The organism is Patescibacteria group bacterium (assembly GCA_028715115.1).
Classification (GTDB): domain Bacteria; phylum Patescibacteriota; class Patescibacteriia; order UBA2591; family UBA4787; genus JAQUSN01.
In genome coordinates this window covers 266,790-290,591 of sequence record JAQUSN010000001.1, presented here as the reverse complement: position 1 = coordinate 290,591, position 23,802 = coordinate 266,790, and the positions used below count along the sequence as shown (strand labels likewise).

Sequence of the window (23,802 nt, the reverse complement as noted above, 5' to 3'; positions counted from 1 at the left end):
GAAATAAGGTCAACTGGCAAGCTCGCTTGCCTTAAATTTTTGTTCTGTTATACTAAACGCGTTAAATCTTTATTATGAAGAAAAAACTGTCAAACTGGAGAAGCCAAGCCATTAAAGGCGTTCATAAGGTCAAAGGCGGAATAATGAAAAGATTATTTCTTTTTATTTTACTTTTGGCTATTTTGGGCGTAGTTTTTTTAATTTTAAATTTTGTCTGGCTAGGCATCACCTTGCCTAATCCGAATAAATTATTGGATCGGTCGATCGCTCAAAGCACTAAAATCTATGACCGCACCGGCAAAACATTACTTTATGAAATTTTTACCGATCAACGCCGCACACTTATTCCCCTCCAAGATATTCCTCGCGACGTGGTTTACGCCACTATCGTAGTTGAAGACAAAGATTTTTATAAACACCCCGGCTTTGATTTAAGGGGTATCGTTCGGGCCGTTATTACCGATATTATCAATTTAAGAAAAGCGCAAGGCGGTTCAACGATTACCCAACAATTCATTAAAAATGCCCTATTAACCAATACTAAAAGTTATACGAGAAAGATTAGAGAATTGTTGTTAGCCTATCAAATTGAAAAAAAATTCTCTAAAGATCAAATTTTACAAATGTATTTTAATGAGATTCCCTATGGTTCCAATGCCTATGGCATTGAAGAGGCCAGCCAAATGTATTTTGCTAAATCAGCCCGCGACCTGACCCTGGATGAATCGGCTCTTTTGGCGGCCATACCCAAAGCACCGACCTATTATTCGCCTAACGGAGAACATCGCGACGAGCTAGTCGGCCGCAAAAATTTTATTTTAGATTTAATGGTTAAAGATGGTTATATTAATAACGAACGCGCCGAAGCCGCAAAGAATATTGATACGCTTAAAAAAATAGCGCCCAGACATGAAAGCATCTTAGCGCCTCATTTTGTCATGTATATCAAAGAATTATTATCAGAAAAATACGGCACACGCTTGGTAGAACAGGGCGGACTGAAAATCACAACTACGCTCGACGTTGAAAAACAAAAAATTGCTGAAGAAGAAGTGACTAAACAGGCAGAAAAAAACGCAAAAAACTTTGGCGCCAATAACGCGGCCATGGTGGCGCTTGATGTTAAAACTGGACAAATTCTGGTTATGGTCGGCTCTAAAGATTTCTTTGATGACTCTATTGATGGACAAGTTAATGTGACCCTAAGCCCGCGACAACCCGGCTCATCAATCAAACCAATCATTTATAGTGCCGCTTTTGAAAAGGGCTATACACCAGATACGCCGCTCTTTGACGTTGAAACTAATTTTGGTCCAGCCGGGCCAAATGGAAAAAATTATATCCCGCATGATTATGACGGCAAAGAACGCGGGCCCGTCACTATGCGCCAAGCCCTGGCCGGATCGCTTAATATTCCTGCCGTAGAAACTCTATACCTAACTGGCGTAAATAATGTTTTAAACTTAGCGCAAAAAATGGACTACACGACCCTGAACGATCCGAGTCGTTATGGTTTATCGCTAGCTCTGGGCGGAGCAGAAGTAAAATTATTAGAGCATACTCAAGCCTTTGCCACCTTGGCGCGTGAGGGCAAAAAAATTACCACCAGCGCAATTTTGAAAGTTGAAGATAGCCAAGGAAACGTCTTGGAAGAGTGGAAGAATAGTGACTATCAACCTGAGGAAGTTTTGCCGACGCAAGTGGCCCGATTAACTAATAGTATTTTAACTGATAACCAGGCCCGAACATTTATATTCGGCGCCAACTCGCCTCTTTATTTGGGCGACCGACCAGTCGCGGCCAAAACAGGCACGACCAATGATTGGGTTGATGGTTGGACTATGGGTTTTACGCCGAGTTTAGCCTGCGGAGTTTGGGTTGGCAATAATGACAACGCTCAAATGAAAAAACAGGCTGATGGCGTTGTAGTAGCTGCGCCGATTTGGCATAATTTCATGGTTCGCGCTTTGGCAAATTCACCTATTGAATATTTTACCTCGCCAGATCCGGTTAACCCTGGCAATCCAGTGTTAATTGGCGATGTTCCTGGAAAAACTATGGTCAAAATTGATAAAGCGTCGGGCAAACTGGCGACCGAGTTAACGCCCGCTAGTTATATTATAGAAAAATCTTATCATGATTATCATAGTATTTTGCAATACGTCGACAAGAACAATCCTAACGGCCCAGTCCCAATAAATCCGTCTAGCGACCCCCAATATAGCCGCTGGGAAGAAGCCGTGCGTAATTGGATGACAAAAAATAATATTAAAGCTGATTTGCCGCCAACCGAATATGATGACGTACACACCTTGGCCAATAAACCATCAGTCACTATCACCTCCCCAAGCGAAGCAGCCTATGTTAGCGATCAATTAATTAATGTAAACATCGCCGCTTTCGCGCCGCGCGGAATTAACCGCGTCGAATGCTTCCTTGATAATAATCAAGCTGCTATTTCTTATAGTGCTCCTTGGTCATGCCCTATAAATGTAAGCGGATATTCTTCCGGCCCTCATCAAATAAAAATTGTAGCCTACGACGACATTGATAATAATAACGAAGCAATGGTTAATATTAATTTGGTTAATCCTGTTCCTGTTGCTTTCTAATAAATTATATATATTAAAAATCGGTTTAACAAAAACCGATTTTAGTTTTACTAAATTTTTAAGCCTGCATTTTGGAAAATAAATAACTGCCCAAATAAAGCAAAGCAGCTACGATTAAAACCAGCACTATCGAATCGGTTAACAGACCGAAATGACTGCCACCAACAATCAAGGACCCTCTTAGGGCGTCTACTCCATAAGAAAGCGGATCAAACCTCGTAATGGTGCCAATCGCGGGCGGCAAGCCTTTGAGTGGGAAAAGCGCGCCGGACAAGAAGAAGATTGGCATAACCAAAAAATTCATAATCAATTGAAATCCTTGCATATCTTTCAGCAAAGCGGCAATGACGGTACCCAACGAAGCAAATAAAAGCGCGATAAAAAACATTATAAAAACAGTTAAAAGAATCAAAGCTGGCCTCTCTGAGTGAAAGCCTATTAGCATAGAAATAATAAAAACTATCAAGCCCTGTAAAGTGGCCACGGTAGCGCCGCCCAAGGTCCGGCCAAGCATAATTTTAAGGCGAGAAACCGGAGCAACCATGGTTTCTTTTAAGAATCCGAACTGCCGATCCCAAATTATTTCAATACCGGAAAATAGCGCGGTAAATAAAATACTCATGGCAATAATGCCCGGCGTTAAAAATTGCAAATAATTACCACCGCCAGCTTGCTGATAAATCGGTCCGAACCCAAAACCTAAAGCAATTAAAAATAATAAAGGCTGACCAAGCGAGCCGACAATTCTCGATTTTGACCGTAAATATCTTTTAATTTGTCTTAACCAAAGAATATAAATAACTTGCATGCCAAAATTATTAAAAAATTTAGAATGAAGTGAATAAATTTTTTCCCTGCCTGCCGGCAGGCAGGTATAATTTTGAGCACTCCGCCAAGGCGGAGTAACCCAAACTCCTATCTATGAAACATTCTCATCATGGCTAGTTTATCCGCGCCCCCCTCGCGAATATTATGGCCGGTTAAAGTTAAAAATGCTTCTTCTAAAGAATCCTTGCCTGTTTGTTTTTTTAAGTCCGCCGAACTTCCCTGGGCACTGATTTTACCCTGATCAATAATGGCAATTTTATTAGCCATTTTATCCGCCTCGTCCATATAATGCGTGGTTAAAAAAACTGTAATTTTCTCTTTAGCGTTTAAATCTTTTATATAATTCCAAATATGATTGCGGGTCTGCGGATCAAGGCCAAGCGTTGGCTCGTCTAAAAATAAAATCGTCGGATGATGAATTAACCCGCGGGCGATTTCTAGACGCCGCTTCATACCGCCAGAAAATGTTTTAACCAAACTATCTTTTCTGTCCCAAAGCTCTACTAATTTTAGTAAATTTTCCATTCTTTCACGGCGAATTTTCTTCTCCACGCTGTATAAAACGCCATGCAAGTCTAGGTTTTCCCAAACCGTTAATTCATCGTCTAGGCTCGGATCTTGAAAAACTATACCAAAAGAGCAGCGAGCTTGACTGGGGTGCGTTAGCGGATTATAACCGTTTAAAAGTATCTCGCCGCTAGTCGGATGAAGCAGGGTGGTCAACATTTTTATAGTTGTAGTTTTACCGGCCCCGTTTGGCCCCAAAAATGCAAAAATTTCTCCTTTGTCTATTGAAAAGGAGATATTATTAACTGCGACAAAATTACCGAATTTTTTCACTAAATTTTTAACTTCAATCATAAAAACAATAAATAGGATTATAACAGATAAAAATATACCTGACAAGCAGTCTATTGACAAAGGCCAAAGAAATGATATAATATAATCATACAAAGGAGGATCTATGCCAACAACAGATAGCCCAGCGAAGGAAAAGTTAGACGTGCTGCAAGGTGCGCTGTCTCTCGGCGTAGCCGTGACCTACTCCCCTGACGCAGTGGCCTTCATAACCAGAATGACGCTCTTGGTCTGTTCGCCGGCGAAGGAGCCAATCGTAACATTCCAGAGCGAATACGGAAGAATCGGCATCCGCATTCGAAGTCTCTCTCCGCTGGCGGCCAGTGACGAGAGAGTGCTGACCCTCTTCGGTCAACTGGAGTGCCATGATGGCCGAAAGGTCCGTGACGTCGACCCTGGCAACAAGACACTGGCGCGACTCGCTCGCGTTGCTCTCGTCTTCAATAAAGGGGTGGTTGAAGGAACCATCCTGGCAGTCTAGCAGAGTTCATTTCAACCCCTCGGGCGTCCTGCCCGAGGGTTCGCTTATAAACAAAACCGCGATTAACTCACGGTTTTTATGTTATCAAAAATTTAATTAAAAAATATTAAAATTTTTTAATTAAATCCCTTGACAAATCAAGCAAAAAACGCTATTATTTCAATATCAACATAGAAATCCGTAAAGGAGGATTAGTGCCAATACTGAAAGTAGGCCGACGGGTCTCCGTCTCTTTGGGAGGCTCGATGGTTAACCCGAAGGTGACCGTTAAACGGGGTATGGGCATCAGCCTAGACCCCTGGTTCGTCCACACGTTCGCTGAGCTCTTGATCGACCATAGCTGCGACCATCAGTATTTGGTCACGGTCGGTGGTGGATCAACCGCCAGAGCCTATAACCGGGTTGCCGAGATGCTTGCGCAAAGAAGCTCTCGGTACAACGGCCTGGCTAAGGCCCGGCAAGTTCTCGCCCTGCGAGACCAGGTGGGTATCGAAGCTACGGTGCTCAACGCGCGACTCTTGCAGGTAGCCCTGGGAAATCAGGCCTATCGTCTGCTGATCAGAGATCCCTCGGCTGCGGTAAAGACTCGCAAGCCAGTAATCATCGGCCACGGTTTTAAGCCGGGCCGTTCGACAGACTGGTGCGCAGTGGAGAGGGCCCGCACGGCAATGGCCGACCTGGTCATCAACGTGAGCAACGTTCTCAGAGTTTTCGATAAAGACCCCCGGAAGCACCCAAGCGCCAAGCCGTTCGACCATCTCACCTGGGAGCAATATCTGAGCTTCATTCCCAAAGAATGGACGCCCGGACTTTCGACCCCCTTCGACCCAGTAGCCAGCAGACTGGCCCGGCAGTGGAACATCCAGGTCGCGGTCGTCTCCGGTGACCTGAACAATCTGAAGAAGCTCCTGGAAGGCCAGGAGTTCATCGGCACGATCATTGGAGGTTGATCGAGCAGATATAAACCAGAAGAGGCCCCTGCGGGCCTCTTTCTTTATTCTTTAAAATTAAAAAAATATAAAGACTCCCGCCGCAATGAAACGGCAGGAGCTAGACGGATGAGCTATCTCGCCCGAAAATGCGCGGTGCAACATCCTGGCCCACAGAATTGCTGATTCAAGGAAATAAACACCAGTCTCTGGCGCCTGGTTCCCGGACAGATTATGGCGAGAACGAACTGAGTGCCGTCCTTGTGTTGCCAAACCGTGGCCGGGAAAAGAATAGTTCTAGGCATGGTCTGCTCTCTATCAACATCCCTCATGATCAGCCCGGTAGCTCGACCAGATCCAATCAGAGCCCTTAGCTCATCGGGATTTCTCATGATCACTTCAGCAATAGCCTGACCAGCTGCCTCGCCCTCTTCTCCTAAGGCCCGACGACGCACTTCGTCGCCGGACACACTCCACGGTTCGCCCGCCTGACACTCATCAGCATGCATGAAAGGATGAAACTCAAGCCTAAAATACCTAGGCGCCGGACCGATGTCGGCCACGAGTTGGAATGCCTCGAGGCTTTCGGGCCTAAAGGCATACTCATAACCAAGCGCCCTGAGTTTAGGCCTGGGAATCAATCGAGCCAGGATCTGCCATAACATCTTTCGGGAGGAAGTTACGATTGTATTCATTATAAAGCCTCCTTATGGCTGTATTTACACTATAGCAAAATTTTTATAAAAAATCAAGGCTCAAAAAGCCTCGAATTAAAGGATAAAACGCCTAACCTTCTACGCGCTTGCGTCCAAGCCTGCGGGACCTGGATTCGAACCAGGATAGGCAGCTCCAAAGGCTGCTGTCCTACCCGCCCGCCATCGCTACGCTCAGGCGTTACGGGGCGGGCCGTTAGACTTACTTCCGAACAAGGCTGCGGGACCTGGATTCGAACCAGGATAGGCAGCTCCAAAGGCTGCTGTCCTACCGTTAGACGATCCCGCAGCCTTGTTCAGAGACTTGATATATAATATCAAATTTATTTGCTTTAATCAATAGCTCCGATTGATAATTCCGCCGCCCAAAAGACGCTGCCCCTGATAAAAAACAATCGACTGGCCAGGCGTAATAGCGCGTTGTTTTTTTACAAAATAACAAATATAATTAACGCCATCTTTTTTGATATTCACCCTAGTTGCTAAGCTGTGATAACGAATTTTAGCCGTAATTTTAGAATTTTTTTTCGGTGGTTTACCGTTTACCCAAGAGACATTTTTAACCAAACACTTATCACTTAATAATTCTTTGTCCTCACCCGTTACTAACTGATTTTTTTTAATATCAATTTTAACAACATAGAGGGGTCTGGGGTTACTAATACCCAATCCCTTTCTTTGGCCAATCGTATAATTAAATAGCCCATGATGATAACCGATAATTTTTTTATTTTTATTAATAATTTTCCCTGGCTTATTAATTAGCCCGTTATTTAATAAAAATTGGCGATAATTATCGTCGGGAACAAAACAAATTTCCTGTGACTCTTCTCGTTTTGCTGTAAATAATTTATTTTTTTGGGCTATTTGACGCACTTGATTTTTGGTTAAATCACCGAGCGGAAAAAAAAGATATTTTAATTGCTCTTGGCGCAGGCGATACAAAAAATATGACTGATCTTTGTTTTTGTCTTCTCCTATAAATAGCTCATAGCCGTTATTTTTGTTTGTTTTGAGGCGCACATAATGGCCGGTGGCTAAATGTCTGGCGCCAAGCTGGCGAGCGTAATTTAATAATAAATCAAATTTTATTTTTTCATTGCAAATTACGCAAGGATTCGGCGTTAGGCCTTGCTGATACTTTTTGACAAAATTATCAATTACGCATTTTTTAAATGATTGGCTAAAATTTACAACATGATGTGTAATGTTTAGTTCTGTGCAAACTCGCCGCGCCGCACGCGCGGCTTCGTTTTTTTTATCACCGATTAATTTCATGGTGATGCCAATAACAGAGAAGCCCTGTTTCTTTAATAATAAAGCAGCGACGCTGCTATCAACGCCGCCACTCATGGCTACGGCAACTAATTCCCCTTTTTTCATAAACTATTTTTCTGCTGACCCTGAAAAAGAATGTTTTGTTATTAAATAAAAAAAATAACGGGTCTAAGTCGTCGTAACCACTCAAGCCATACTCTTTGAGTCGGCTTTCGCGGACGAACGACTAAGATAATCTTCAATTGCTTTTTTGAGCGCTTCTTCGGCTAAAACAGAACAATGTCGCTTTAGCGGCGGAACGCCACCTAAGGCTTCAGTAACTGTCTGATTGCTGATTTTAAGCGCCTCTTCGATGGTTTTGCCCTTAACCAATTCTGTTACCATAGAACTAGTGGCAATGGCCGCCGCGCAGCCAAAGGTCTGGAATTTAGCATCAACTATTTTGTCATCTTCTACCTTTATATACAACTCCATAACGTCGCCGCAGACCGGATTACCAACCTTGCCTACGCCGCTAGGATTGTCCATTTTGCCCACATTGCGCGGATGGGTAAAATGGTCCATTACTTGTTGAGAATATGTCATAAATTTTAAAATTTATAAATTAAAAACTCATTTTACTAAAGGGGACATTTTCCTTAATTTATCGACGATTTTTATTAATTGATTAATAGTATAGTCCAATTCCTTTTTATTGGTTTGTTTGCCCAAAGAAAAGCGTAAAGACGAATGGGCAACTTCGTGCCCTAGACCCATGGCCAAAACAACATGCGATGGCTCTAAAGTGTTTGAAGAACAGGCTGAACCAGTTGAACAGGCTACGCCAACTAAATCCAGGGACAAAAGCATGCCCTCGCCCTCCACGCCACTAAAGCTTAAATTTACGTTATTGGGTAAACGTTTAGCCGGATGGCCGACCAAAATAACGTCTTTAATTTTTTTTATTATCTCTTTAATAAAATAATCTCTAAGTTCTATTAATTTCTGATTTTCTGTGTTCATTTCTTTTTTGGCTAATTCTGCCGCCCGACCAAAACCAACAATGCCAGGCGTATTCTCTGTCGAAGCCCTTTGCCCTCTTTCTTGTTCGCCGCCATGAAGCAATGGCTCAATCTTAATTCCTTTTTTTATGTATAAAGCGCCAACTCCTTTAGGCCCATAAAATTTATGTGCTGACATGGAAAGAAAATCTACTTCCACATCTTTTACATCTATCGGCAAATGTCCGACGGTTTGCACGGCATCAACATGAAAAAACGGATAATTTTTATTGCCTTTAAATTTTTTAATTACTTCGGCTATTTCTTTAATCGGCTGAATAGCACCCATCTCATTGTTTGCGTGCATCACTGAAACTAATATAGTCTCTTCATTTAAGACTTTTTTTAATTCTTCGGCATTTATAATTCCTTGTTGATCGGGTTTTAAATAAATTATTTCATAACCCTGGCTTGCCAGAAATTTACAAGGATTTAAAACAGCGTGATGTTCAATAGCCGTAGTAATAATTCTTTTCCCCTTCTGACCTAAGGTATGAGCTGCGCCTTTAATGGCAAAATTATTAGCCTCGGTTCCACCGCTGGTAAAGATTATCTCTGTGGATTGGGCGCCAATTAAATCAGCAACTCTGGCTCTAGCCGACTCAATGGCGGCGCGCGCTTCTTGCCCAAATTGATGTAAGCTGAAAGGATTGCCAAAAACATCCCCGAAATAGGGTTTCATTGCTTCAAAAACGCGTTTGTCGAGTGGCGTAGTAGCCGCAAAGTCCAAATAAATTCTTTTAGGCATAAAAATTATTTAAAATTACCTTTTAGATTATAAAGGGTATTCGACTGCAGGGCAAGTCCCAGGCCCATTCGCCTCGCGAGCAGAAGAGGACCGTAATAATCGTGATATACTAGCAGATAAGTGACGAATATCAGCCCTATTTTGCCAACGCTTCCGCCGGTTGGCGAATCGGAACAGAAAAAATCCCTATTTTTTCTGTTCACTCGCTCGTTTAGCAATAAAACTTTAAATAAAAATAATAAGGGCGTAAAATTTTTTATCTTTTCGAAAAACGCTCCCGAGTGTCGTTTAAATTTTTTGAAGTTATCCACAGATTTTTTGTGATTTTTTTTATTTTTTAGTTTATAATTTAAATATGATTAGGTCGATTTAAAAAAATATTTATCCAAAACTCTTGGATAAATAACTAAGAGGAACTATGGCAAAGAAAAAAGCAAAAAAGACAAAAAAAGTTAAAAAAACCAAAAAGACAAAAAAAACCAAAAAACACGGCAAAAAGAGAAAATAGAAACTGAAAAAATATTTTTGCAAAATGTTCGTCCACAAGACGAACATTTTGTTTTCTAAAATTTTAATTCTTTCTCTTTTAAAATGCCATTAAAAATCTTATAAAATCAACATGGCATCGCCAAAAGAATAAAAACGATATTCATTTTCGATTGCCGATCGATAAGCCTCTAAAATATAATCTTTACCCGCAAAAGCGCTTACCAACATTAATAAGGTCGATTCTGGCAAATGAAAATTAGTAATCATAGCGTCAACTAATTTAAATTGATAGCCAGGATAAATGAAAATATCAGTCCACTTACTCCCCGATTGAACAAAATCTTTATTACAAAAACTCTCTAAGGTGCGAACCGTGGTTGTTCCGATGGCAATAATCCGGCGGTTCTCTGACTTTGCTTGATTAATTATCTTTGCCGCCTTGGGAGATATCTGCGCCCACTCCTGATGGATAAAATGATCCTCTATTTTTTTACTTCTCACTGGTAAAAATGTTCCCAAACCAACGTGTAGAGTTATAAAAACTAAATTTATTTTTTGCTTTTTTAATTTTTTAACTAATTTATCCGTGAAGTGAAAGCCGGCGGTTGGCGCGGCTGCTGAACCATTAGCCGAAGCATAAATAGTTTGATATTCTTTCAAGTTTGATTTCTTTTTTATATAAGGCGGCGTCGGAACCTCGCCAAAAAAATTAATAATGCTCATTAGTGACTCACCACTAAGATTAAACTTTGCCTCACCGGTGCCGTCATTGTTTAACTTAACAATCTCTGCTGTTAATTTATATTTTTTAAAAAATTTCCAACAGCTAAAAGTGATGACCTGCTGGGCTCGGCAATTTTTAGTTAAAACCCGCCAAGTTGACTCGTTAAGCGGCGATAATAATAATATTTCTGCTTGTCCGCCCGTGTCTTTGCGCCCAATTAAACGAGCCGGAATAACTCTAGAATCATTTGCCACCAATAAATCACCAGGTATTAAATATTTATCCAGATTATAAAAATAATCATGTATAATTGCGCCGGTTTTCCTATTTAAAACCATCAGCCTCGAATGATCTCGAGGCTGTTTTGATTGTTGAGCAATCAGCTCTTTGGGTAATTGATAGCTAAAATCACTTAATTCCATATATTTAAAAAAAATTGGTGGGCTCGAGAGGGGTCGGACCTCTGACCTTTCGGATGTGAACCGAACGCTCTACCGCTGAGCTACGAGCCCCCTCTTTATTGAATAGCATTGGCCAAGTTATACATGGGCATGATGACTGCCGCGACAATACCGGCCACTACAACGCCTAGTAAAACTACGATTACTGGTTCGAGCAAAGTAGTCAAGCGACCCAAAATATTTTCAATTTCTCTGGCATAAAAATTAGCCATGCGATCCAAAACCGCATCAAGTTGTCCGGTCTGTTCGCCGACGACCATAATTTGCGACAACATTTGCGGCATTTCTTTTGAACGCACAAAAACGGTTGAAACAGAATAGCCATCTTCAACAGCCTTAACGGTTTGCGAAATTAAATCTTTATAAATAATATTATCAACGACGTTAGCGACAATTTTTAGGGCTAAGTTAAGCGGCACACCGCCGACTAAAAGCGTAGATAACGACCTGGTGAAGCGAACAATATAAATTTTTTGAAAAAGCGATCCCAAAACAGGTATGTGTAATTTTATCCAATGCCATGTATATTTACCCGGCCGAGTTTTAGTTGTCCAAAATCTCAAGAATAGCACAACGGCGATAACTATAATAATTATATAAACCCAGAAGCTGGCAAAAAAACCAGCCACGGTGATCATAATTTTTGTCGGTAGAGGCAGGGGCACCCCGGATTCAGTTAAAACTGAAGTTAATTTCGGAACCACGAAAGTCATCATGACAAAAACTACGGCCGCCACGGCGCATAAAATAAAAATCGGATAAATCATTGCCCCGGTAATCTTGCTGGTTAAATCAAAATTCTTCTCTTGCTCGTCAGCTAGATAATTCAATACTTCGTCTAACTTACCAGATGTTTCACCCGTTCTGACCATGTTTACATAAAAATTATCGAAAACATCAGGATAGCTTGCCAAAGCAGATGACAATCTTACGCCACCGCGGATGTTAGAAGAAATTTCGGAAACGATTCGGCGCAAAATTCGATTAGTCGTTTGATTAACCAAAACTTCAAGTGCTCGCACCAAGGGCACTCCGGCCGATACCATTACCGCCAATTGTCGAGAGAAAACAACCAAATCTTTACCCTTAATCGAATCAATGAAGGGTATTTTGATGTTCATTTTTAGTCCAGTGGCTTTTTTCTCTCCCAAATACAACAAGACCAAGTCTTGCTTGCTTAAACTTTCGGCAGCCAGTCGCTCATTAGGCGCATCAATAGTACCATTAACCGTTTCTCCGTCTAAGCTTTTTGCTTTATAAACAAATTCCATAGTCGCTAATTAAGGTTAGTCATTGATTTAAGGTTTTCCGGATCAGTCGCCTGCTTTAAAGCCTCTTCTATATTAACTTCTCCTGATTTTACCAAATCCGCCAAAAATCTATCCAAGGATATTGAAAGTTCTTTTTCCGCCACCTGGAAAATATTTTTTAGCTGTAAGGCGCGGCCTTCGCGAATTAAATTTTTAAGCATCGGAGAGCCATTTAAAACCTCTAGGGCCAATATTCTTCCGCCGCCTATTTTAGGAACCAGGCGCGTACAAATTATTCCGCCCAAATTATCAGCTAAAAGATTTTTTATCAATCCATGTTTTGACGGTTCGACACCCTCAAGAACCTGTTGAATCACGCTGGAACTGTTGTCGGCTTCCATTAAAAGAAAAACCAAAATACTTTTTTGACAAATTTTTAATAAGTCAAATACTTGATCGGGTTTTTCGATTCCCGACGAAACCAAGACATCAACACTGCGATCATCTATAGAATTAATGCCGTCCTGAAAACTAACCACATCTCGAGAAACCTCTCTTTGTTCAACTAGGCTCTTCCCATTCATAAATAAATATTCTATCGGCTTTTCAATTGTAGCAATATGTACTGACTTGTTCTTATTTATATAATCTACCATGGCTGCCATTAAATTTGATCGGCCCGAATCCCTTGGCCCACTGATAATAATCAATCCTTTATTTAAAGACGCCATTTCAGTAACAAGCTTGGGTAGTTTTAATTGTTCTAAAGAAATGATTTGATTTGAAAATAATTTTATGGCAATGGCCGATAAGTTATTTTGTCTAAATACGTTTATTTTGGCGCGATGATTTTTGCCTAATTCACGGCTAAAAACCAGCTGTTTTTGTTTTTTTAGTATTTCTTGTTGTTCCTGCGTTAAAAGTCGAGCCAAAATACCTTCAATAAAATTAGCAGCTACAATCTGCGCCTTATTTAAGTCTCTCACCACCCCCTCTGCCCGGATATATGGTTTTTGTCCGGGGAATAAAAATAGGTCAGAAGCTTTCTGCTCTAAACAAGAAACCAATATTTGGTTAAAAATAACTTCTATTTGAGTATCCATAAATAATCCGCATTAAGAATTAAAATATGGCAAATTATCTAATTATAAATTATTCCATGGCCACACGCATGACCTCTTCGATCGTTGTAACCCCCCTTAGAGCCTTAATGTAGCCATCGCGACGCATCTCTAACATCCCCTGCCGCTTAAACTCAGCCTTGGCGTCGTCTATCTTACAGCCCTCGACAATAATTTTTTTCATTTCCTCGGTTATTTCCAAAACTTCGAAAATAACCGTTCGCCCCTTATAGCCCTCCTGTCCGCAACGGGCACAGCCACGTCCATGATAAAATTTTAATCGGCCAGTTTTAGTGTCACGAAATTCTTCTAAATTAACATCTTTAATGCCAGTCAAGCTTTTGATTATTTCTTTTTCCATTTCCGGGCTAATCTCTACTGGTTCACGGCAAAATTCGCAAATCTTTCTGACTAACCTTTGGGCTAAAACCAAATTAACCGAAGAAGCGATTAAGAATGGCTCGATTTTCATGTCGATCAACCTGGGAATAGCACCAAAGGCATCATTGGTGTGCAAGGTTGACAAAACAATGTGACCCGTTAATGAGGCATGAGTGCCCAGTTCGGCGGTTTCGTTGTCTCGAATTTCGCCCACCATGATGACGTTAGGGTCTTGACGAACAACCGAACGAATACCGGAGGCAAAACTATAACCAATGTCGGGCTTAACTTGCGACTGGTTAATACCCTCCATGTAATATTCGATCGGATCTTCTAGGGTAATAATGTTTACTTTTTCTTTATTTAAAATTTTAAGTATAGCGTAAATCGTTGTTGTTTTACCGCTACCAGTCGGACCAGTGACCAAGAACATGCCGTGCGGCCTAAGAAGATTTCTTTTCATTATTTCTAATGCATATCCCCAGAAACCCAAATCTTCAAGCGTAAATATTTTTTGGGCTGGATCTAAAATTCTCATAACCACTTTTTCTTTTTCTAGAAGTGGCAAGGTGGCGACTCTTAGGTCTATCTTGCGACCAGTGATGACAATTCTAATACGGCCGTCTTGAGGAATCCTGGTTTCATCCAATTTAAGATTGGACATGACTTTAATCCTTGAAATAATGGCCGAGTGGATATGACCAGGCAACATGGCAACCGAACGCAAGATACCATCAATACGATAACGAACCCTGGTCTTATCGCCAAAGGGTTCGATGTGAACATCGGAAGCTTTATTATCAACCGCGTATTTTAAAATTGAGGATACTAATTTAGTAACTGGCGCCGCTTGATTAACGTCTTCTAGGCCGACCTCGGCCCAGCTTTTCCCTTCTTGAATTAACGGCGCAAAACGATCCGAAATGCCGCCCAGGGCCTCTTCTACCTCAGCGGCTAAACCGCTATATTGAGCTAAAATATTTTTTAACGCGGTCGGCGCGGCAATAAAATACTTAACGCTTAAGTTCTTGGCCTTAGCCACGAAATCCATGGCCTCTCTAGACTTAAAATCTCCCGGATTCAATAGGCCGACCTTCAAAGAATTATCTTCCTGGCCGAACACGACCATTTGATAGGTTTCGGCTAGTTCTTTGGGTAATATTTTTAATAATTCTTTATCAACGCTCAAACCAAACAGATCGGCGATCGGCAGGCCATAAACCTCACTCTTGGCGCGAACCAAATCCTCTTCAGGAACCAAATGATTTCTTTCTAAAATTTCATCAGGGCTAACATTGTTTGCCAAGGCCTCATCGTTCAATTTTTTAAATTGATCAGCCGAAATTTTGCTTCGATTGAATAAAAGTTGGCTGACTTTATTAAGTATGGGCATGCAATATTTATATTAAATGCTCGAAAAATTTAATGCAAAAATAATTGTATTGTCAAATATGAAAAATGAATTTGTTTTTTCGCAAGCGGTAGTTTGGCAACAGGGAGGAACCTGCCCATTATTTTTGCATATTATTAAGTCCGTATTACTTAGTTTGATCAAATGGTAGAAATGGGTTGGGACGGCCAATTTTTTCTATTTTCATGCGTCTGGCCAATTCTTCTAGGGTTTCCTGCTTGGCTGGCGATGTCGAACCGGAAGATTCAAGTGGATAAAATTTTAACTCATCCAATTTTGGATTTTGAAGCGCCTTTTCTATCTGATTTAAAGAAGGCAATGGTGCGCTTAAAAATGCCGGCGCCTTGGGCCCTTCAGTGTCTATGACTGACTGCGTTAAACGGGGAAGAACAAAGCCCTTAATCAATAAAGCCAAAATCACCAAAATCAAAATGGCCAGAATAATAACTAAAATTTGCTCTTTACTAATAGATGATTTTGGCATGCTGGCAATTTTCTTTTCCATAATAATTTAATTATTTTTATCTCACTATATGCTTATTCTATATAGTAAGCTGCTATTTCGAGCGAGTAATTGCTTTGTGTTACAGACATTTGAACACTCTCGACATCTAAAAGCCTGATGCTATCTTCGAGCGCTTTTAGATAATTTTTAAAACCGGAGTAATCTTTGTTGCTAAAATTAATTTTTATTCGCGTTACCCCTTTGCCGCTGCTGTAGGTGAAAGAATCTGGTTTAACGCCAACCTTGTTATTAATGGCCTCGAATAAATATAATAAACTCGGTTCGTCCAACTTACTGCTCATTAAAAAATCTAACTTTTCAATTCTGGTTGCATCTAAACTATTATATTTTTTTTCTAAATTCTCAACTTTAGCTAAATATGATTTTTCTTGATCTAAAATATTTTGATAGCTGGCTACATCTAAGGCTGCGCCAGGTCGCAGTAAAGCTAGATTCGGTTTAATAAAAATAAGATAACCGCCCAAAAGAATTATCACCGCCAATAAAAAAATAAAGTGGGCAAAATATTGAAACAATAATAATTCAGAAAATTTTCCTTTCATAGAATTATCGCTAAGATGAGTAAGGGAAAAGAAAAATATTTTCTTTTCTCTGCCAAACGGCGGACCAGTTGGCAAATGGCGGAGTTGGCCCGCTTCGACTTGCGTTAAGCGAGGCGAGCAATGAAGGCCTGTCTGCCGATAGGCGAGGCGTTAGCCCTTTATTTATTCAAGACTCCGGACTGTAAAACTAAATTAGTATTAAAATTAACTTCTTTGGTATTACCGTTTAAGTCGGTGATAGCGACCTCCTTGATATAATCAGTGGCGCTGTAAAAAGCAGCCAATTGTTGCACCGCTGCAACCAAATTGCGCCCAACCGTGGGTAAAACTATTTTTTCGTCTGCCCGGGCAGTAAAACTAGTATAATAAACATCTGGCACAGTATAGGATTCAAGAACAGCGAAAAATCTAGTCCAATAAACGTGATTATCTAAAAGCGCAATGGCAAGCTCGGACTTTTTTTCTAATAAAATGATATTCTTTAACAAATCTTGATAGCCATTAATCTTAGCTTCGGCAATGGACATTTCCCCTTTAATTTCGTTTACTTTGTTTCGCGCTAAATCACAACGCCAGTTTACCAAACTCCAGCTGACAAAAACCGCAGAAACTAAAAAAGCAACAATAGCCAAAACAATTAAAACTCTTTCATAAACCGCCCTCTTGGTCATCGGCACTCCTTCTGGCATTAAAGTGATCTCTAAATCGCTCGGCGTAAAACTGGCTGGTTTTGAAAAATCTCTTTTTTTGTTTTTTTCCTTTTTAATACCCAGCCTCCTCGGCGGCTTAACGACGATCAAAACTATTTTTACGATGAAATTTTTAATCTTAACGACGATTTTCCCTAATTTAGTTTCGGTAAACGGCGTTTTGGGTTTAGCCTGTTTTTCTTCCGGCTGTTCAATTCCCAGTTCATCCTTCATTAATAAATCGCTCGTGTCTAATTTTGTTTGCTCGGTTGTCGCTTCAGTGCCAAAATTAATTCCACCACCAATCCAAGGGTTAACCAGTGGCTTTGATTGTGATTGAGCTGGTGGGGTCTGCGGTTCTGGCTTAGGCTCTTCTTGTTTAACAGGTTGAATCATCTCCATTTCAAAATCAGAAGATTGCCCCTTTTTTTTGGGCTCTACCGGTCTGATATCTTCAGGTACGAAATTAATCATATTATTCAACTTCTCTTAAAGCTAAACCAAGAGCCACGGCAAATCTAGGCGCAATCTCCTGTAAGGCCGGTTTTAAATCGGCCGGATAGGCAATGCGCGACCAGGGATCGCCAATAATGACTTTGACATTTAATAGTTTGGAAAAATAATTATCTAAATTCGGTAAATAAGCCGACCCGCCTGATAAAATAACTTTTTCAATCGTTTGTCCCGATTTAGTTTGATAAAGATTTAAAGAATAATTTATCTCTTCTACTACTGGCTTTAGGGTTTGCTCGATGATACCGGGAATTTTAGAAGCGCCGGAAAGACCCACATCTCTTTTAAATTGTTCGGCTCGCTTAAAATCAATATTAAGAAGATTGGCAATGGCGCGCGTTAAAGTAACTCCACCCACATCAATACTGCGATTTAAAACTGGAATGCCCTTTTCAATAATAATAATATCCGTCGTCACCGCGCTGGTATCAATAATCATGGTCACGGCCTGATCTTTGCCGACTAAGGCTCGCGCCAAAGCAAATGCCTCTGTCTCGATGGCCAACAGTTGCAAATCCGCTAAACGAAAAATCTCCACGTATTTTTTTACCAAGGCACGAGATGCCGCGGTTAACAAAATGCGATATAACTTTTTTCCTTTGCCCGTAGCTACGGCCGGCTTAAGCGCCTGATTATCTGAAGAACCGAGGCCGACGCTCAGTCCCTCTATTTCGGGGGCTGCTTGATTGGCTTCCGGCTGCTTAGCCGGAGCGTTAATTTGTGATTTCACCTCTTCGATGATTTCCCAATCTAAAATAACTTCTTCTAGGGGTATAGGCACAAATTTTTTCGCCTCCCAGGTCACGGCCTGAGCTAGTTCTTTTTTGGACATCACCGGCAAAGTAATAACCGAATTAAAAACGGAAAAATTTGGCAAAGCGCTAGTGCCCCGATAACTTGTCGCAGCAGCGCTCTTGTGTAATTTTTTTAACAGATCTACGGCGTTTTTCTGAGTTTCTTCCGGATTTCCGCGCGCAATATCACCCATGGCTCGCTCGGCATAGCCATAAGTTACCAAGGTGGGCACGCCTTTTTCCGACTTCAATTCAACCAATTTAATACTAGTGCTACCCAAATCAACTCCTAAATAACTTTGTTTTTTCCGAAAAAATAGCATAGAAAAAAGTAAGATCTAATTAATCCTTGCTTTTTATAGTATAATATAAATAATAAAACATATAAAGATCGATTTTATTGGGTATTGTGTATAACTTTTATGAATATTACCAAAATCAAGAATTACTTATTGGACTTGATTTTCCCTATTAATTGTTTGGGTTGCGGCCAAGACAATTTTTACCTTTGTCCTGATTGTTTGGCTAAAATTAAGCCGGTGGATTATTTTGTTTGCCCTATTTGCCGGCTACCTTCTGAACATGGTCTAACCTGCCCGAATTGTCGACATAAAACGTCGCTTGATGGTTTGATCTTCGCGGCTAATTACGAACAACCGCTATTACAAAAAGCTATCGGTAAAATGAAATATCAATTAATTAAGGATTTAATAGGTCCTTTGTCACAAATATTGATAAATGTTTTAGTCCCCTCAAGTTTTATCAGCTGTTTTCTGGTCGACCTGGTCGTACCCGTACCGTTACATCGGCGTAAAATTGCCGAGCGCGGCTTTAATCAATCCGAGCTTATAGCAAAAATTATTGGCGAAAAATTCAATTGGCCGGTAGAAACCGAATCAATTATCCGTTTTAAATCAACAAAAAATCAAGCTAGCTTATCAAAAGAAAAAAGATTAAAAAATGTCATTAATGCCTTTCGCGTTGTCGGCGCGCACAAATTAAAAGATAAAAATATCGTTTTAATCGACGATGTTTGTACCACTGGCGCGACGCTCGAAGAGGTTGCTAAATTATTAAAAACGAATGGTGCGAAAAAAGTTTTTGCCCTGACTTTAGCTCGCGGGAAATTTTAATGTTCTCTGTAACAGCTGGCGCAAATGGCAATGGCCAAAGCATCGGCCACATCGTCGGGCCTAGGAATTTCTTTAAGCCGTAAAACCATTTTTACCATCTTTTGCATTTGTTGTTTGGTCGCCTGACCATAACCGGTTAAAGATTGTTTTACTTGCAAAGGTGTTAATTCTAAAATTGACAACTTGTGTTGAGCTAAAACTAAACTGATTACTCCCCTGGCTTCGCCAACCTGCATGGCTGTTTTCATATTTTTGGCAAAAAATATTTTTTCCATAGCTACTTTATCCGGCTTATTTTTTTTGACCACTTCGTTCATTTGTTCATAAATAATCATTAGTCGATCAATAAAAGAATTTTTTAAAGATGTTTTGATGCAGCCCTGGTCAAGCACTTCGATTTTTTGAGTTCTAGGCTCAAATTTTATTAAGCCATAGCCGGTAATGGCAAAACCTGGATCAATGCCTAAAATAATCATAAAATATAATTTTTAAATTATGCTTGATGAACAAATTCATCAATTTTTTTTATTAATTTTACGCAAACTTCATTCATTTTTTTTACCACGCCCAAATTTAACCTATCTATATCATCAAGGGCAGTGTGATACTGACCCGATAAGTCTACTCCTTGATTTGTTAGAGTAATCGCCCTAATGCCGGCCTGTGAAAAAGGCGCTGCATCGGTTCCGCCTACGGGAATTTTATAAAACTGAGACTTGATACCCAGTTCTTCTAAAGATTGATGAGCTAATCGGCAAAAATCGCTATTATGTTTTACTCCCAGAGCAACCTCTTGTTCGGCTATATAAAAATTTTTAGAAAGACCGGGGCCGTCAATGTTCAGCAGCCAAACACTTCCTTCCAATAAATCATTTTTGTGTTTTTGGACAAAATCTTTAGATCCTTTTAGTCCTAGTTCTTCAGCGCCAAAAGCGGCTAAAACAATTCGACAATTTTTAGGATATTTTTCTGGATGGGTTTGATAATATTTTATTAACCAAAGACCGACCGACACCCCTGATAAATTATCTCCAGCGCCCGGTGAAGCGCCGCCCTTGTTTAAATTTATTATTTGCGAAGCGTAATAAAATCCCGGAATAAATAAAACAGAAATTAATGTTGTCCAAGAAAAAACCACCTCGCGAATATCAATAAAACCAACGCGAAAAACAGAGAAAAATAAAAAACCAATAATTGCTATTATAATCGTTAATACTCTAAAAATAATATATTTAGAACCATGAAATAATCTTCCCCAAGACCAGGCGCTATCGATATGGCTACCTAAAATCAAAGTAAAATCTTTTTTATTGCTCAATGGTTCAATAATGCTATAAACATTCTGGGATTTTTTGGCGGCGAACAAGAAATCAAAAAATCCCCAATAGTGAATAATTTGCACAAAGAAAAATAATAAAAGCCAGATCATGACGATTAATCCCGCGAGTGGTAAAAATATATACAAAGGAATTAATAAAAAAAGCATAAAATACGAAAGAATAGGAATGGCGGCCATGGAAGATTTGGGATAACATCTGAAGGTTTCTATGGCCGCTGGACGCCCAACAACTTTAGAAAATTCTTCGGCAATAATTTGCGCGCCTCTCTTCTCTTCCGTCGAACCGGCTAACCGAGGCCCAGTTGCCTTTATGACTTTTTGTATAAAATTCAATTGATAATCAAATTCTGAATTAATTTTAGTCTCCACTTTTTTAAAAAATCTGGCTATTCTTAAAAACCAAAATAAAGAAGTCTCTTTCCCTTCTGATCGCAATTTTTTCTTGATTTTTTTAATAAAATTATTAATTTCCATACTTTGCTAATCTAATTATAACAAAAATTGCCCAAAAGACAATTTTAAGCAAAAGAAAAGGGGCTCGGAGACCCTCTTCTTGCGCTCAGACCCTTCCCGACGAGGAACGTAGAGAGTTCTTGGTCTGCGTAAGATTCTGTGAGGACCGAGCCCACGAACAAAGAACAGTCGCCCTTCGTAACTGCCTTAAATGATTGGGCTACACACGTCCAGGAATTCTTCCCGGCCAAGGGTCTAAAAGACAGACCCTGCCTTTACGGCAGGCGCGGTGCCGTGGAAAGGTCTCGGGAGCGTAGTAGCCCTCAATGATTATAGAATACCGTAAAGACATTAATCTGCCAAGTGGACAAAAGCCGGTTGACAAAATAACAAAAATTTGATAAAAAATATCAGAGGAGGACTGATTATGTTTTCATATGATGGAATTCGATCCCTGGCGCCAATCATTGGCCTGGCTATAATCATCAAGGCTGCTATCGCCATCTGCGCTGTGGTGGTAATAGTGGCCCTGTTGATCTGTCTATTCGTCGATCGTCCAGAAAAGAAGTCGACGGCCAGACCATGAGGCCCATCAAACGCTAAAGCGGCCGTCTACGGACGGCCGCTGATCTTTTTAATTAAAATCTAATATAAAAAAGTCGCCAGACCTCTCACAATAAACCTTTTATTTTGTCATAGCTCTGCGTCGCGGACGATGTTCGAACTAAATTAATACTGATTTATACTTTCGCAAAAATGATCATATAATTATGTCCGAATTTTTTGGCGCATTTCGGACAATAAGCATAGTGGATATAATAATCCTTAGCCTTTTTCTCCATTTCCGCTAAATATTCGTTCATAACTTTAAGAAACTTCGGTATATCATTATAGCCGCCGTCAAAAATCCGACTCACAAAATTTCCGGAAATAACGACATTGTTTTCCGCGGAAACATCTTTTTCTACCGAAATATAAATTTCGCCCTTAAAAGGTGTCGGGTCACGGAACAATATCAAAGTATCCTCTTTGTTCGCCGCGCTTGCCCCAGCTTGTTCTACCGCTTGCCACATTCTGGTTATTTTTTTAGCAATCGTAGGTGGAAAAGGAATATGAAAAAACTCTGGCATCGTGTCTTTAATGAATTTTTTATTATTCCAGCTTATTGTTTTTTTGTCCCATTTTTCTACGTTGAATTCGGGACAACATTCTTTGCTTTGCTCATTATTGTTCATAAATTTTGTATAGTTAAAAATAATTATTTTGCTTCTTTGAAAAAGTTATCTATTTTATTCATTAAAAACAGCGATGGGACTCGAACTCACTAAAATTCTCCTCGCCAAATAAAAGCGCTGATATTTAGACCACCTCTTAATAATTTAATAGCTTTGGATAATTCATACTGACTAATACCTTCATTCCATTTTTCTCTTTGACTACTTAACTGACCAGTATAATATTTCTCTAAGATTGGTAATGCCCTACTATCACCCAACTGACCCAGCGCCCAAATTGCACTATTCTTGCCATACTGGGTAGAATCGTCATCAATTAATTTCATCAAGGCTTCAACACACTCCCCGCCATATTTTTCTTGAGCTAACTTACATTTCTCTTTTACGCCAAAACCAATCTGCGTGCAAGTAATTAAAAATATAAACAGAAAAAGTAAAATAGCAATTCCGACAATATAGCTAATTAAATTTTTGTCTAATTTTTTTATAATCCCCATAAAATTAAGTGATTAAAAATAATCAAAAATATTTTCTATTTTCTCATTAAAAAATTTGGCAATCTTAAAAGCTAACTCTAATGATGGAATATATTTATCTTTTTCAACGGCAATGATGGTTTGACGAGTCACGCCGACTTTCTCGGCTAACTGTTCTTGAGTCAGATTATGCATCGCCCGAAAAACTTTAATTTTGTTTGTCATCTTCTCCGCCATATTTTTTACTATAATATTTGTATGAAATAGAATACAAGGCTACACTTAATAACGTAAGGTAACTTAAAACGATTCCTAATATTTCATAATTTGGTTCGCTTGAACGCTGGCCAGCCGAGGTAAAAATCAAAGACAAGACGCCAGTGGTTACGGTCAGAATAATATAGGTCATACGAGCAGCATAACCGCCAACAAGCTTTACTCTTTCATCAACTAGAACCGTTTTACTCTTTTTTCTTACCAGGAACAAAAACATCATACCAATCAACACGCCAGCCAGGGCTAATAGAAGATTATTATAAACAACGGCAATAGCCACCGTGGCAGCAACAAAGGACGTTATTAAGATCTTGATTCTTTTAAATGTTGTGTAATTCATAGATATTGATGTTAATTATATATTACTTATTGTAAAGTATACTTTACAATATATCAAGCTTATTTATCCACAGCCTCCAAGGGGTTCTAGTCCCATTCCAGGCCAGAGATGGGAATGAAGAAAAATAAAAATAAGGGTTTGAGAAAGCCCTTATTTTTATTG

Annotated in this window: 25 protein-coding genes and 2 tRNA genes; 5 read left to right on the top strand and 22 right to left on the bottom strand. The window is 39.9% G+C overall.

Annotated features, from left to right (window positions below):
• Positions 1-74 precede the first annotated feature (74 nt).
• On the top strand, positions 75-2,612 hold the full coding sequence (locus tag PHV78_01515; protein ID MDD5395913.1) for a PBP1A family penicillin-binding protein: 2,538 nt from the start codon (positions 75-77) through the stop codon (positions 2,610-2,612).
• Between the two features lie 58 nt (positions 2,613-2,670).
• Here PHV78_01515 and PHV78_01510 read toward each other — a convergent pair whose 3' ends face one another.
• Complete coding sequence (locus PHV78_01510; protein MDD5395912.1) at positions 2,671-3,420, bottom strand: ABC transporter permease; 750 nt, start codon at positions 3,418-3,420, stop codon at positions 2,671-2,673.
• Between the two features lie 107 nt (positions 3,421-3,527).
• Positions 3,528-4,301: an ATP-binding cassette domain-containing protein gene (locus PHV78_01505; GenBank protein ID MDD5395911.1), complete on the bottom strand. Its 774-nt coding sequence runs from the start codon at positions 4,299-4,301 to the stop codon at positions 3,528-3,530.
• Positions 4,302-4,404: 103 nt separating this feature from the next.
• Between PHV78_01505 and PHV78_01500 the strand changes: the two genes are divergently transcribed.
• Both PHV78_01500 and PHV78_01495 read left to right on the top strand, forming a co-directional pair.
• Positions 4,405-4,779 carry a hypothetical protein gene (locus tag PHV78_01500; protein MDD5395910.1) on the top strand — a complete coding sequence of 125 codons (375 nt, stop codon included), beginning with the start codon at positions 4,405-4,407 and terminating at the stop codon, positions 4,777-4,779.
• A 194-nt stretch (positions 4,780-4,973) separates the two neighbouring features.
• Positions 4,974-5,729, top strand: coding sequence for a hypothetical protein (locus PHV78_01495; GenBank protein ID MDD5395909.1), 756 nt, complete (start codon positions 4,974-4,976; stop codon positions 5,727-5,729).
• A 113-nt stretch (positions 5,730-5,842) separates the two neighbouring features.
• Here the strand turns inward: PHV78_01495 and PHV78_01490 are convergent, their stop codons facing one another.
• From PHV78_01490 to pilM, 14 genes are all read right to left on the bottom strand, one after another.
• Complete coding sequence (locus PHV78_01490) at positions 5,843-6,403, bottom strand: hypothetical protein (protein MDD5395908.1); 561 nt, start codon at positions 6,401-6,403, stop codon at positions 5,843-5,845.
• 236 nt (positions 6,404-6,639) lie between these two features.
• A tRNA-Gln gene (locus tag PHV78_01485) sits at positions 6,640-6,710 on the bottom strand.
• 47 nt (positions 6,711-6,757) lie between these two features.
• Complete coding sequence (mnmA, locus tag PHV78_01480) at positions 6,758-7,804, bottom strand: tRNA 2-thiouridine(34) synthase MnmA (GenBank protein ID MDD5395907.1); 1,047 nt, start codon at positions 7,802-7,804, stop codon at positions 6,758-6,760.
• An 81-nt stretch (positions 7,805-7,885) separates the two neighbouring features.
• Positions 7,886-8,284 (bottom strand): Fe-S cluster assembly scaffold protein NifU, encoded by a 399-nt coding sequence (nifU, locus tag PHV78_01475; protein MDD5395906.1) that lies wholly within the window; start codon positions 8,282-8,284, stop codon positions 7,886-7,888.
• 27 nt (positions 8,285-8,311) lie between these two features.
• On the bottom strand, positions 8,312-9,487 hold the full coding sequence (nifS, locus tag PHV78_01470; protein MDD5395905.1) for a cysteine desulfurase NifS: 1,176 nt from the start codon (positions 9,485-9,487) through the stop codon (positions 8,312-8,314).
• 606 nt (positions 9,488-10,093) lie between these two features.
• Positions 10,094-11,122: a tRNA preQ1(34) S-adenosylmethionine ribosyltransferase-isomerase QueA gene (gene queA, locus PHV78_01465; protein MDD5395904.1), complete on the bottom strand. Its 1,029-nt coding sequence runs from the start codon at positions 11,120-11,122 to the stop codon at positions 10,094-10,096.
• 15 nt (positions 11,123-11,137) lie between these two features.
• Positions 11,138-11,212 (bottom strand) — tRNA-Val (locus tag PHV78_01460).
• 5 nt (positions 11,213-11,217) lie between these two features.
• The gene (locus PHV78_01455; protein MDD5395903.1) at positions 11,218-12,432 is read right to left on the bottom strand and encodes a type II secretion system F family protein; all 1,215 of its coding nucleotides are present in this window, start codon (positions 12,430-12,432) and stop codon (positions 11,218-11,220) included.
• A 5-nt stretch (positions 12,433-12,437) separates the two neighbouring features.
• Positions 12,438-13,514, bottom strand: coding sequence for an ATPase, T2SS/T4P/T4SS family (locus PHV78_01450; protein ID MDD5395902.1), 1,077 nt, complete (start codon positions 13,512-13,514; stop codon positions 12,438-12,440).
• Positions 13,515-13,563: 49 nt separating this feature from the next.
• Positions 13,564-15,306, bottom strand: coding sequence for a GspE/PulE family protein (locus tag PHV78_01445; GenBank protein MDD5395901.1), 1,743 nt, complete (start codon positions 15,304-15,306; stop codon positions 13,564-13,566).
• Between the two features lie 145 nt (positions 15,307-15,451).
• Entirely contained in the window at positions 15,452-15,829 is a 378-nt protein-coding gene (locus PHV78_01440; GenBank protein MDD5395900.1) for a hypothetical protein, read from the bottom strand.
• Between the two features lie 32 nt (positions 15,830-15,861).
• The gene (locus PHV78_01435) at positions 15,862-16,392 is read right to left on the bottom strand and encodes a hypothetical protein (protein MDD5395899.1); all 531 of its coding nucleotides are present in this window, start codon (positions 16,390-16,392) and stop codon (positions 15,862-15,864) included.
• 158 nt (positions 16,393-16,550) lie between these two features.
• Positions 16,551-17,555: a hypothetical protein gene (locus PHV78_01430; GenBank protein ID MDD5395898.1), complete on the bottom strand. Its 1,005-nt coding sequence runs from the start codon at positions 17,553-17,555 to the stop codon at positions 16,551-16,553.
• A gap of 1 nt (position 17,556) precedes the next feature.
• Positions 17,557-18,711, bottom strand: a complete 1,155-nt coding sequence (gene pilM, locus PHV78_01425) for a pilus assembly protein PilM (protein MDD5395897.1) — start codon at positions 18,709-18,711, stop codon at positions 17,557-17,559.
• A gap of 99 nt (positions 18,712-18,810) precedes the next feature.
• Here pilM and PHV78_01420 point away from each other — a divergent pair, with 99 nt between their 5' ends.
• Complete coding sequence (locus PHV78_01420; protein ID MDD5395896.1) at positions 18,811-19,521, top strand: ComF family protein; 711 nt, start codon at positions 18,811-18,813, stop codon at positions 19,519-19,521.
• On the opposite strand, the gene ruvC is transcribed toward PHV78_01420, so the two are convergent.
• Positions 19,518-19,997 (bottom strand): crossover junction endodeoxyribonuclease RuvC, encoded by a 480-nt coding sequence (gene ruvC / locus PHV78_01415; GenBank protein ID MDD5395895.1) that lies wholly within the window; start codon positions 19,995-19,997, stop codon positions 19,518-19,520. The genes PHV78_01420 and ruvC overlap by 4 nt on opposite strands.
• Positions 19,998-20,014: 17 nt before the next feature.
• Complete coding sequence (locus PHV78_01410; GenBank protein MDD5395894.1) at positions 20,015-21,334, bottom strand: M20/M25/M40 family metallo-hydrolase; 1,320 nt, start codon at positions 21,332-21,334, stop codon at positions 20,015-20,017.
• Between the two features lie 406 nt (positions 21,335-21,740).
• Between PHV78_01410 and PHV78_01405 the strand changes: the two genes are divergently transcribed.
• Positions 21,741-21,899 (top strand): hypothetical protein, encoded by a 159-nt coding sequence (locus PHV78_01405; GenBank protein ID MDD5395893.1) that lies wholly within the window; start codon positions 21,741-21,743, stop codon positions 21,897-21,899.
• Positions 21,900-22,053: 154 nt separating this feature from the next.
• Here PHV78_01405 and PHV78_01400 read toward each other — a convergent pair whose 3' ends face one another.
• From PHV78_01400 to PHV78_01385, 4 genes are all read right to left on the bottom strand, one after another.
• The gene (locus PHV78_01400) at positions 22,054-22,548 is read right to left on the bottom strand and encodes a hypothetical protein (GenBank protein MDD5395892.1); all 495 of its coding nucleotides are present in this window, start codon (positions 22,546-22,548) and stop codon (positions 22,054-22,056) included.
• Positions 22,549-22,637: 89 nt separating this feature from the next.
• On the bottom strand, positions 22,638-23,045 hold the full coding sequence (locus PHV78_01395; GenBank protein ID MDD5395891.1) for a hypothetical protein: 408 nt from the start codon (positions 23,043-23,045) through the stop codon (positions 22,638-22,640).
• 12 nt (positions 23,046-23,057) lie between these two features.
• Positions 23,058-23,249, bottom strand: a complete 192-nt coding sequence (locus PHV78_01390; GenBank protein ID MDD5395890.1) for a helix-turn-helix transcriptional regulator — start codon at positions 23,247-23,249, stop codon at positions 23,058-23,060.
• Positions 23,233-23,640 carry a DUF2178 domain-containing protein gene (locus tag PHV78_01385; GenBank protein ID MDD5395889.1) on the bottom strand — a complete coding sequence of 136 codons (408 nt, stop codon included), beginning with the start codon at positions 23,638-23,640 and terminating at the stop codon, positions 23,233-23,235. The genes PHV78_01390 and PHV78_01385 overlap by 17 nt, the downstream gene beginning before the upstream one ends.
• Positions 23,641-23,802: the final 162 nt, after the last annotated feature.

What these genes read in the sequence shown, in the direction of transcription:
- ruvC (MDD5395895.1), bottom strand. Translation starts at nt 19,997, where the DNA reads ATGATTATTTTAGGCATTGATCCAGGTTTTGCCATTACCGGCTATGGC.
- PHV78_01385 (MDD5395889.1), bottom strand. Translation starts at nt 23,640, where the DNA reads ATGAATTACACAACATTTAAAAGAATCAAGATCTTAATAACGTCCTTT.
- PHV78_01420 (MDD5395896.1), top strand. Translation starts at nt 18,811, where the DNA reads ATGAATATTACCAAAATCAAGAATTACTTATTGGACTTGATTTTCCCT.
- mnmA (MDD5395907.1), bottom strand. Translation starts at nt 7,804, where the DNA reads ATGAAAAAAGGGGAATTAGTTGCCGTAGCCATGAGTGGCGGCGTTGAT.
- PHV78_01505 (MDD5395911.1), bottom strand. Translation starts at nt 4,301, where the DNA reads ATGATTGAAGTTAAAAATTTAGTGAAAAAATTCGGTAATTTTGTCGCA.
- PHV78_01450 (MDD5395902.1), bottom strand. Translation starts at nt 13,514, where the DNA reads ATGGATACTCAAATAGAAGTTATTTTTAACCAAATATTGGTTTCTTGT.
- PHV78_01510 (MDD5395912.1), bottom strand. Translation starts at nt 3,420, where the DNA reads ATGCAAGTTATTTATATTCTTTGGTTAAGACAAATTAAAAGATATTTA.
- PHV78_01405 (MDD5395893.1), top strand. Translation starts at nt 21,741, where the DNA reads ATGTTTTCATATGATGGAATTCGATCCCTGGCGCCAATCATTGGCCTG.
- PHV78_01435 (MDD5395899.1), bottom strand. Translation starts at nt 16,392, where the DNA reads ATGAAAGGAAAATTTTCTGAATTATTATTGTTTCAATATTTTGCCCAC.
- PHV78_01515 (MDD5395913.1), top strand. Translation starts at nt 75, where the DNA reads ATGAAGAAAAAACTGTCAAACTGGAGAAGCCAAGCCATTAAAGGCGTT.
- PHV78_01390 (MDD5395890.1), bottom strand. Translation starts at nt 23,249, where the DNA reads ATGACAAACAAAATTAAAGTTTTTCGGGCGATGCATAATCTGACTCAA.
- queA (MDD5395904.1), bottom strand. Translation starts at nt 11,122, where the DNA reads ATGGAATTAAGTGATTTTAGCTATCAATTACCCAAAGAGCTGATTGCT.
- PHV78_01440 (MDD5395900.1), bottom strand. Translation starts at nt 15,829, where the DNA reads ATGGAAAAGAAAATTGCCAGCATGCCAAAATCATCTATTAGTAAAGAG.
- PHV78_01430 (MDD5395898.1), bottom strand. Translation starts at nt 17,555, where the DNA reads ATGATTAATTTCGTACCTGAAGATATCAGACCGGTAGAGCCCAAAAAA.
- PHV78_01400 (MDD5395892.1), bottom strand. Translation starts at nt 22,548, where the DNA reads ATGAACAATAATGAGCAAAGCAAAGAATGTTGTCCCGAATTCAACGTA.
- PHV78_01455 (MDD5395903.1), bottom strand. Translation starts at nt 12,432, where the DNA reads ATGGAATTTGTTTATAAAGCAAAAAGCTTAGACGGAGAAACGGTTAAT.
- nifU (MDD5395906.1), bottom strand. Translation starts at nt 8,284, where the DNA reads ATGACATATTCTCAACAAGTAATGGACCATTTTACCCATCCGCGCAAT.
- nifS (MDD5395905.1), bottom strand. Translation starts at nt 9,487, where the DNA reads ATGCCTAAAAGAATTTATTTGGACTTTGCGGCTACTACGCCACTCGAC.
- PHV78_01395 (MDD5395891.1), bottom strand. Translation starts at nt 23,045, where the DNA reads ATGGGGATTATAAAAAAATTAGACAAAAATTTAATTAGCTATATTGTC.
- PHV78_01490 (MDD5395908.1), bottom strand. Translation starts at nt 6,403, where the DNA reads ATGAATACAATCGTAACTTCCTCCCGAAAGATGTTATGGCAGATCCTG.
- PHV78_01500 (MDD5395910.1), top strand. Translation starts at nt 4,405, where the DNA reads ATGCCAACAACAGATAGCCCAGCGAAGGAAAAGTTAGACGTGCTGCAA.
- PHV78_01445 (MDD5395901.1), bottom strand. Translation starts at nt 15,306, where the DNA reads ATGCCCATACTTAATAAAGTCAGCCAACTTTTATTCAATCGAAGCAAA.
- PHV78_01410 (MDD5395894.1), bottom strand. Translation starts at nt 21,334, where the DNA reads ATGGAAATTAATAATTTTATTAAAAAAATCAAGAAAAAATTGCGATCA.
- pilM (MDD5395897.1), bottom strand. Translation starts at nt 18,711, where the DNA reads ATGCTATTTTTTCGGAAAAAACAAAGTTATTTAGGAGTTGATTTGGGT.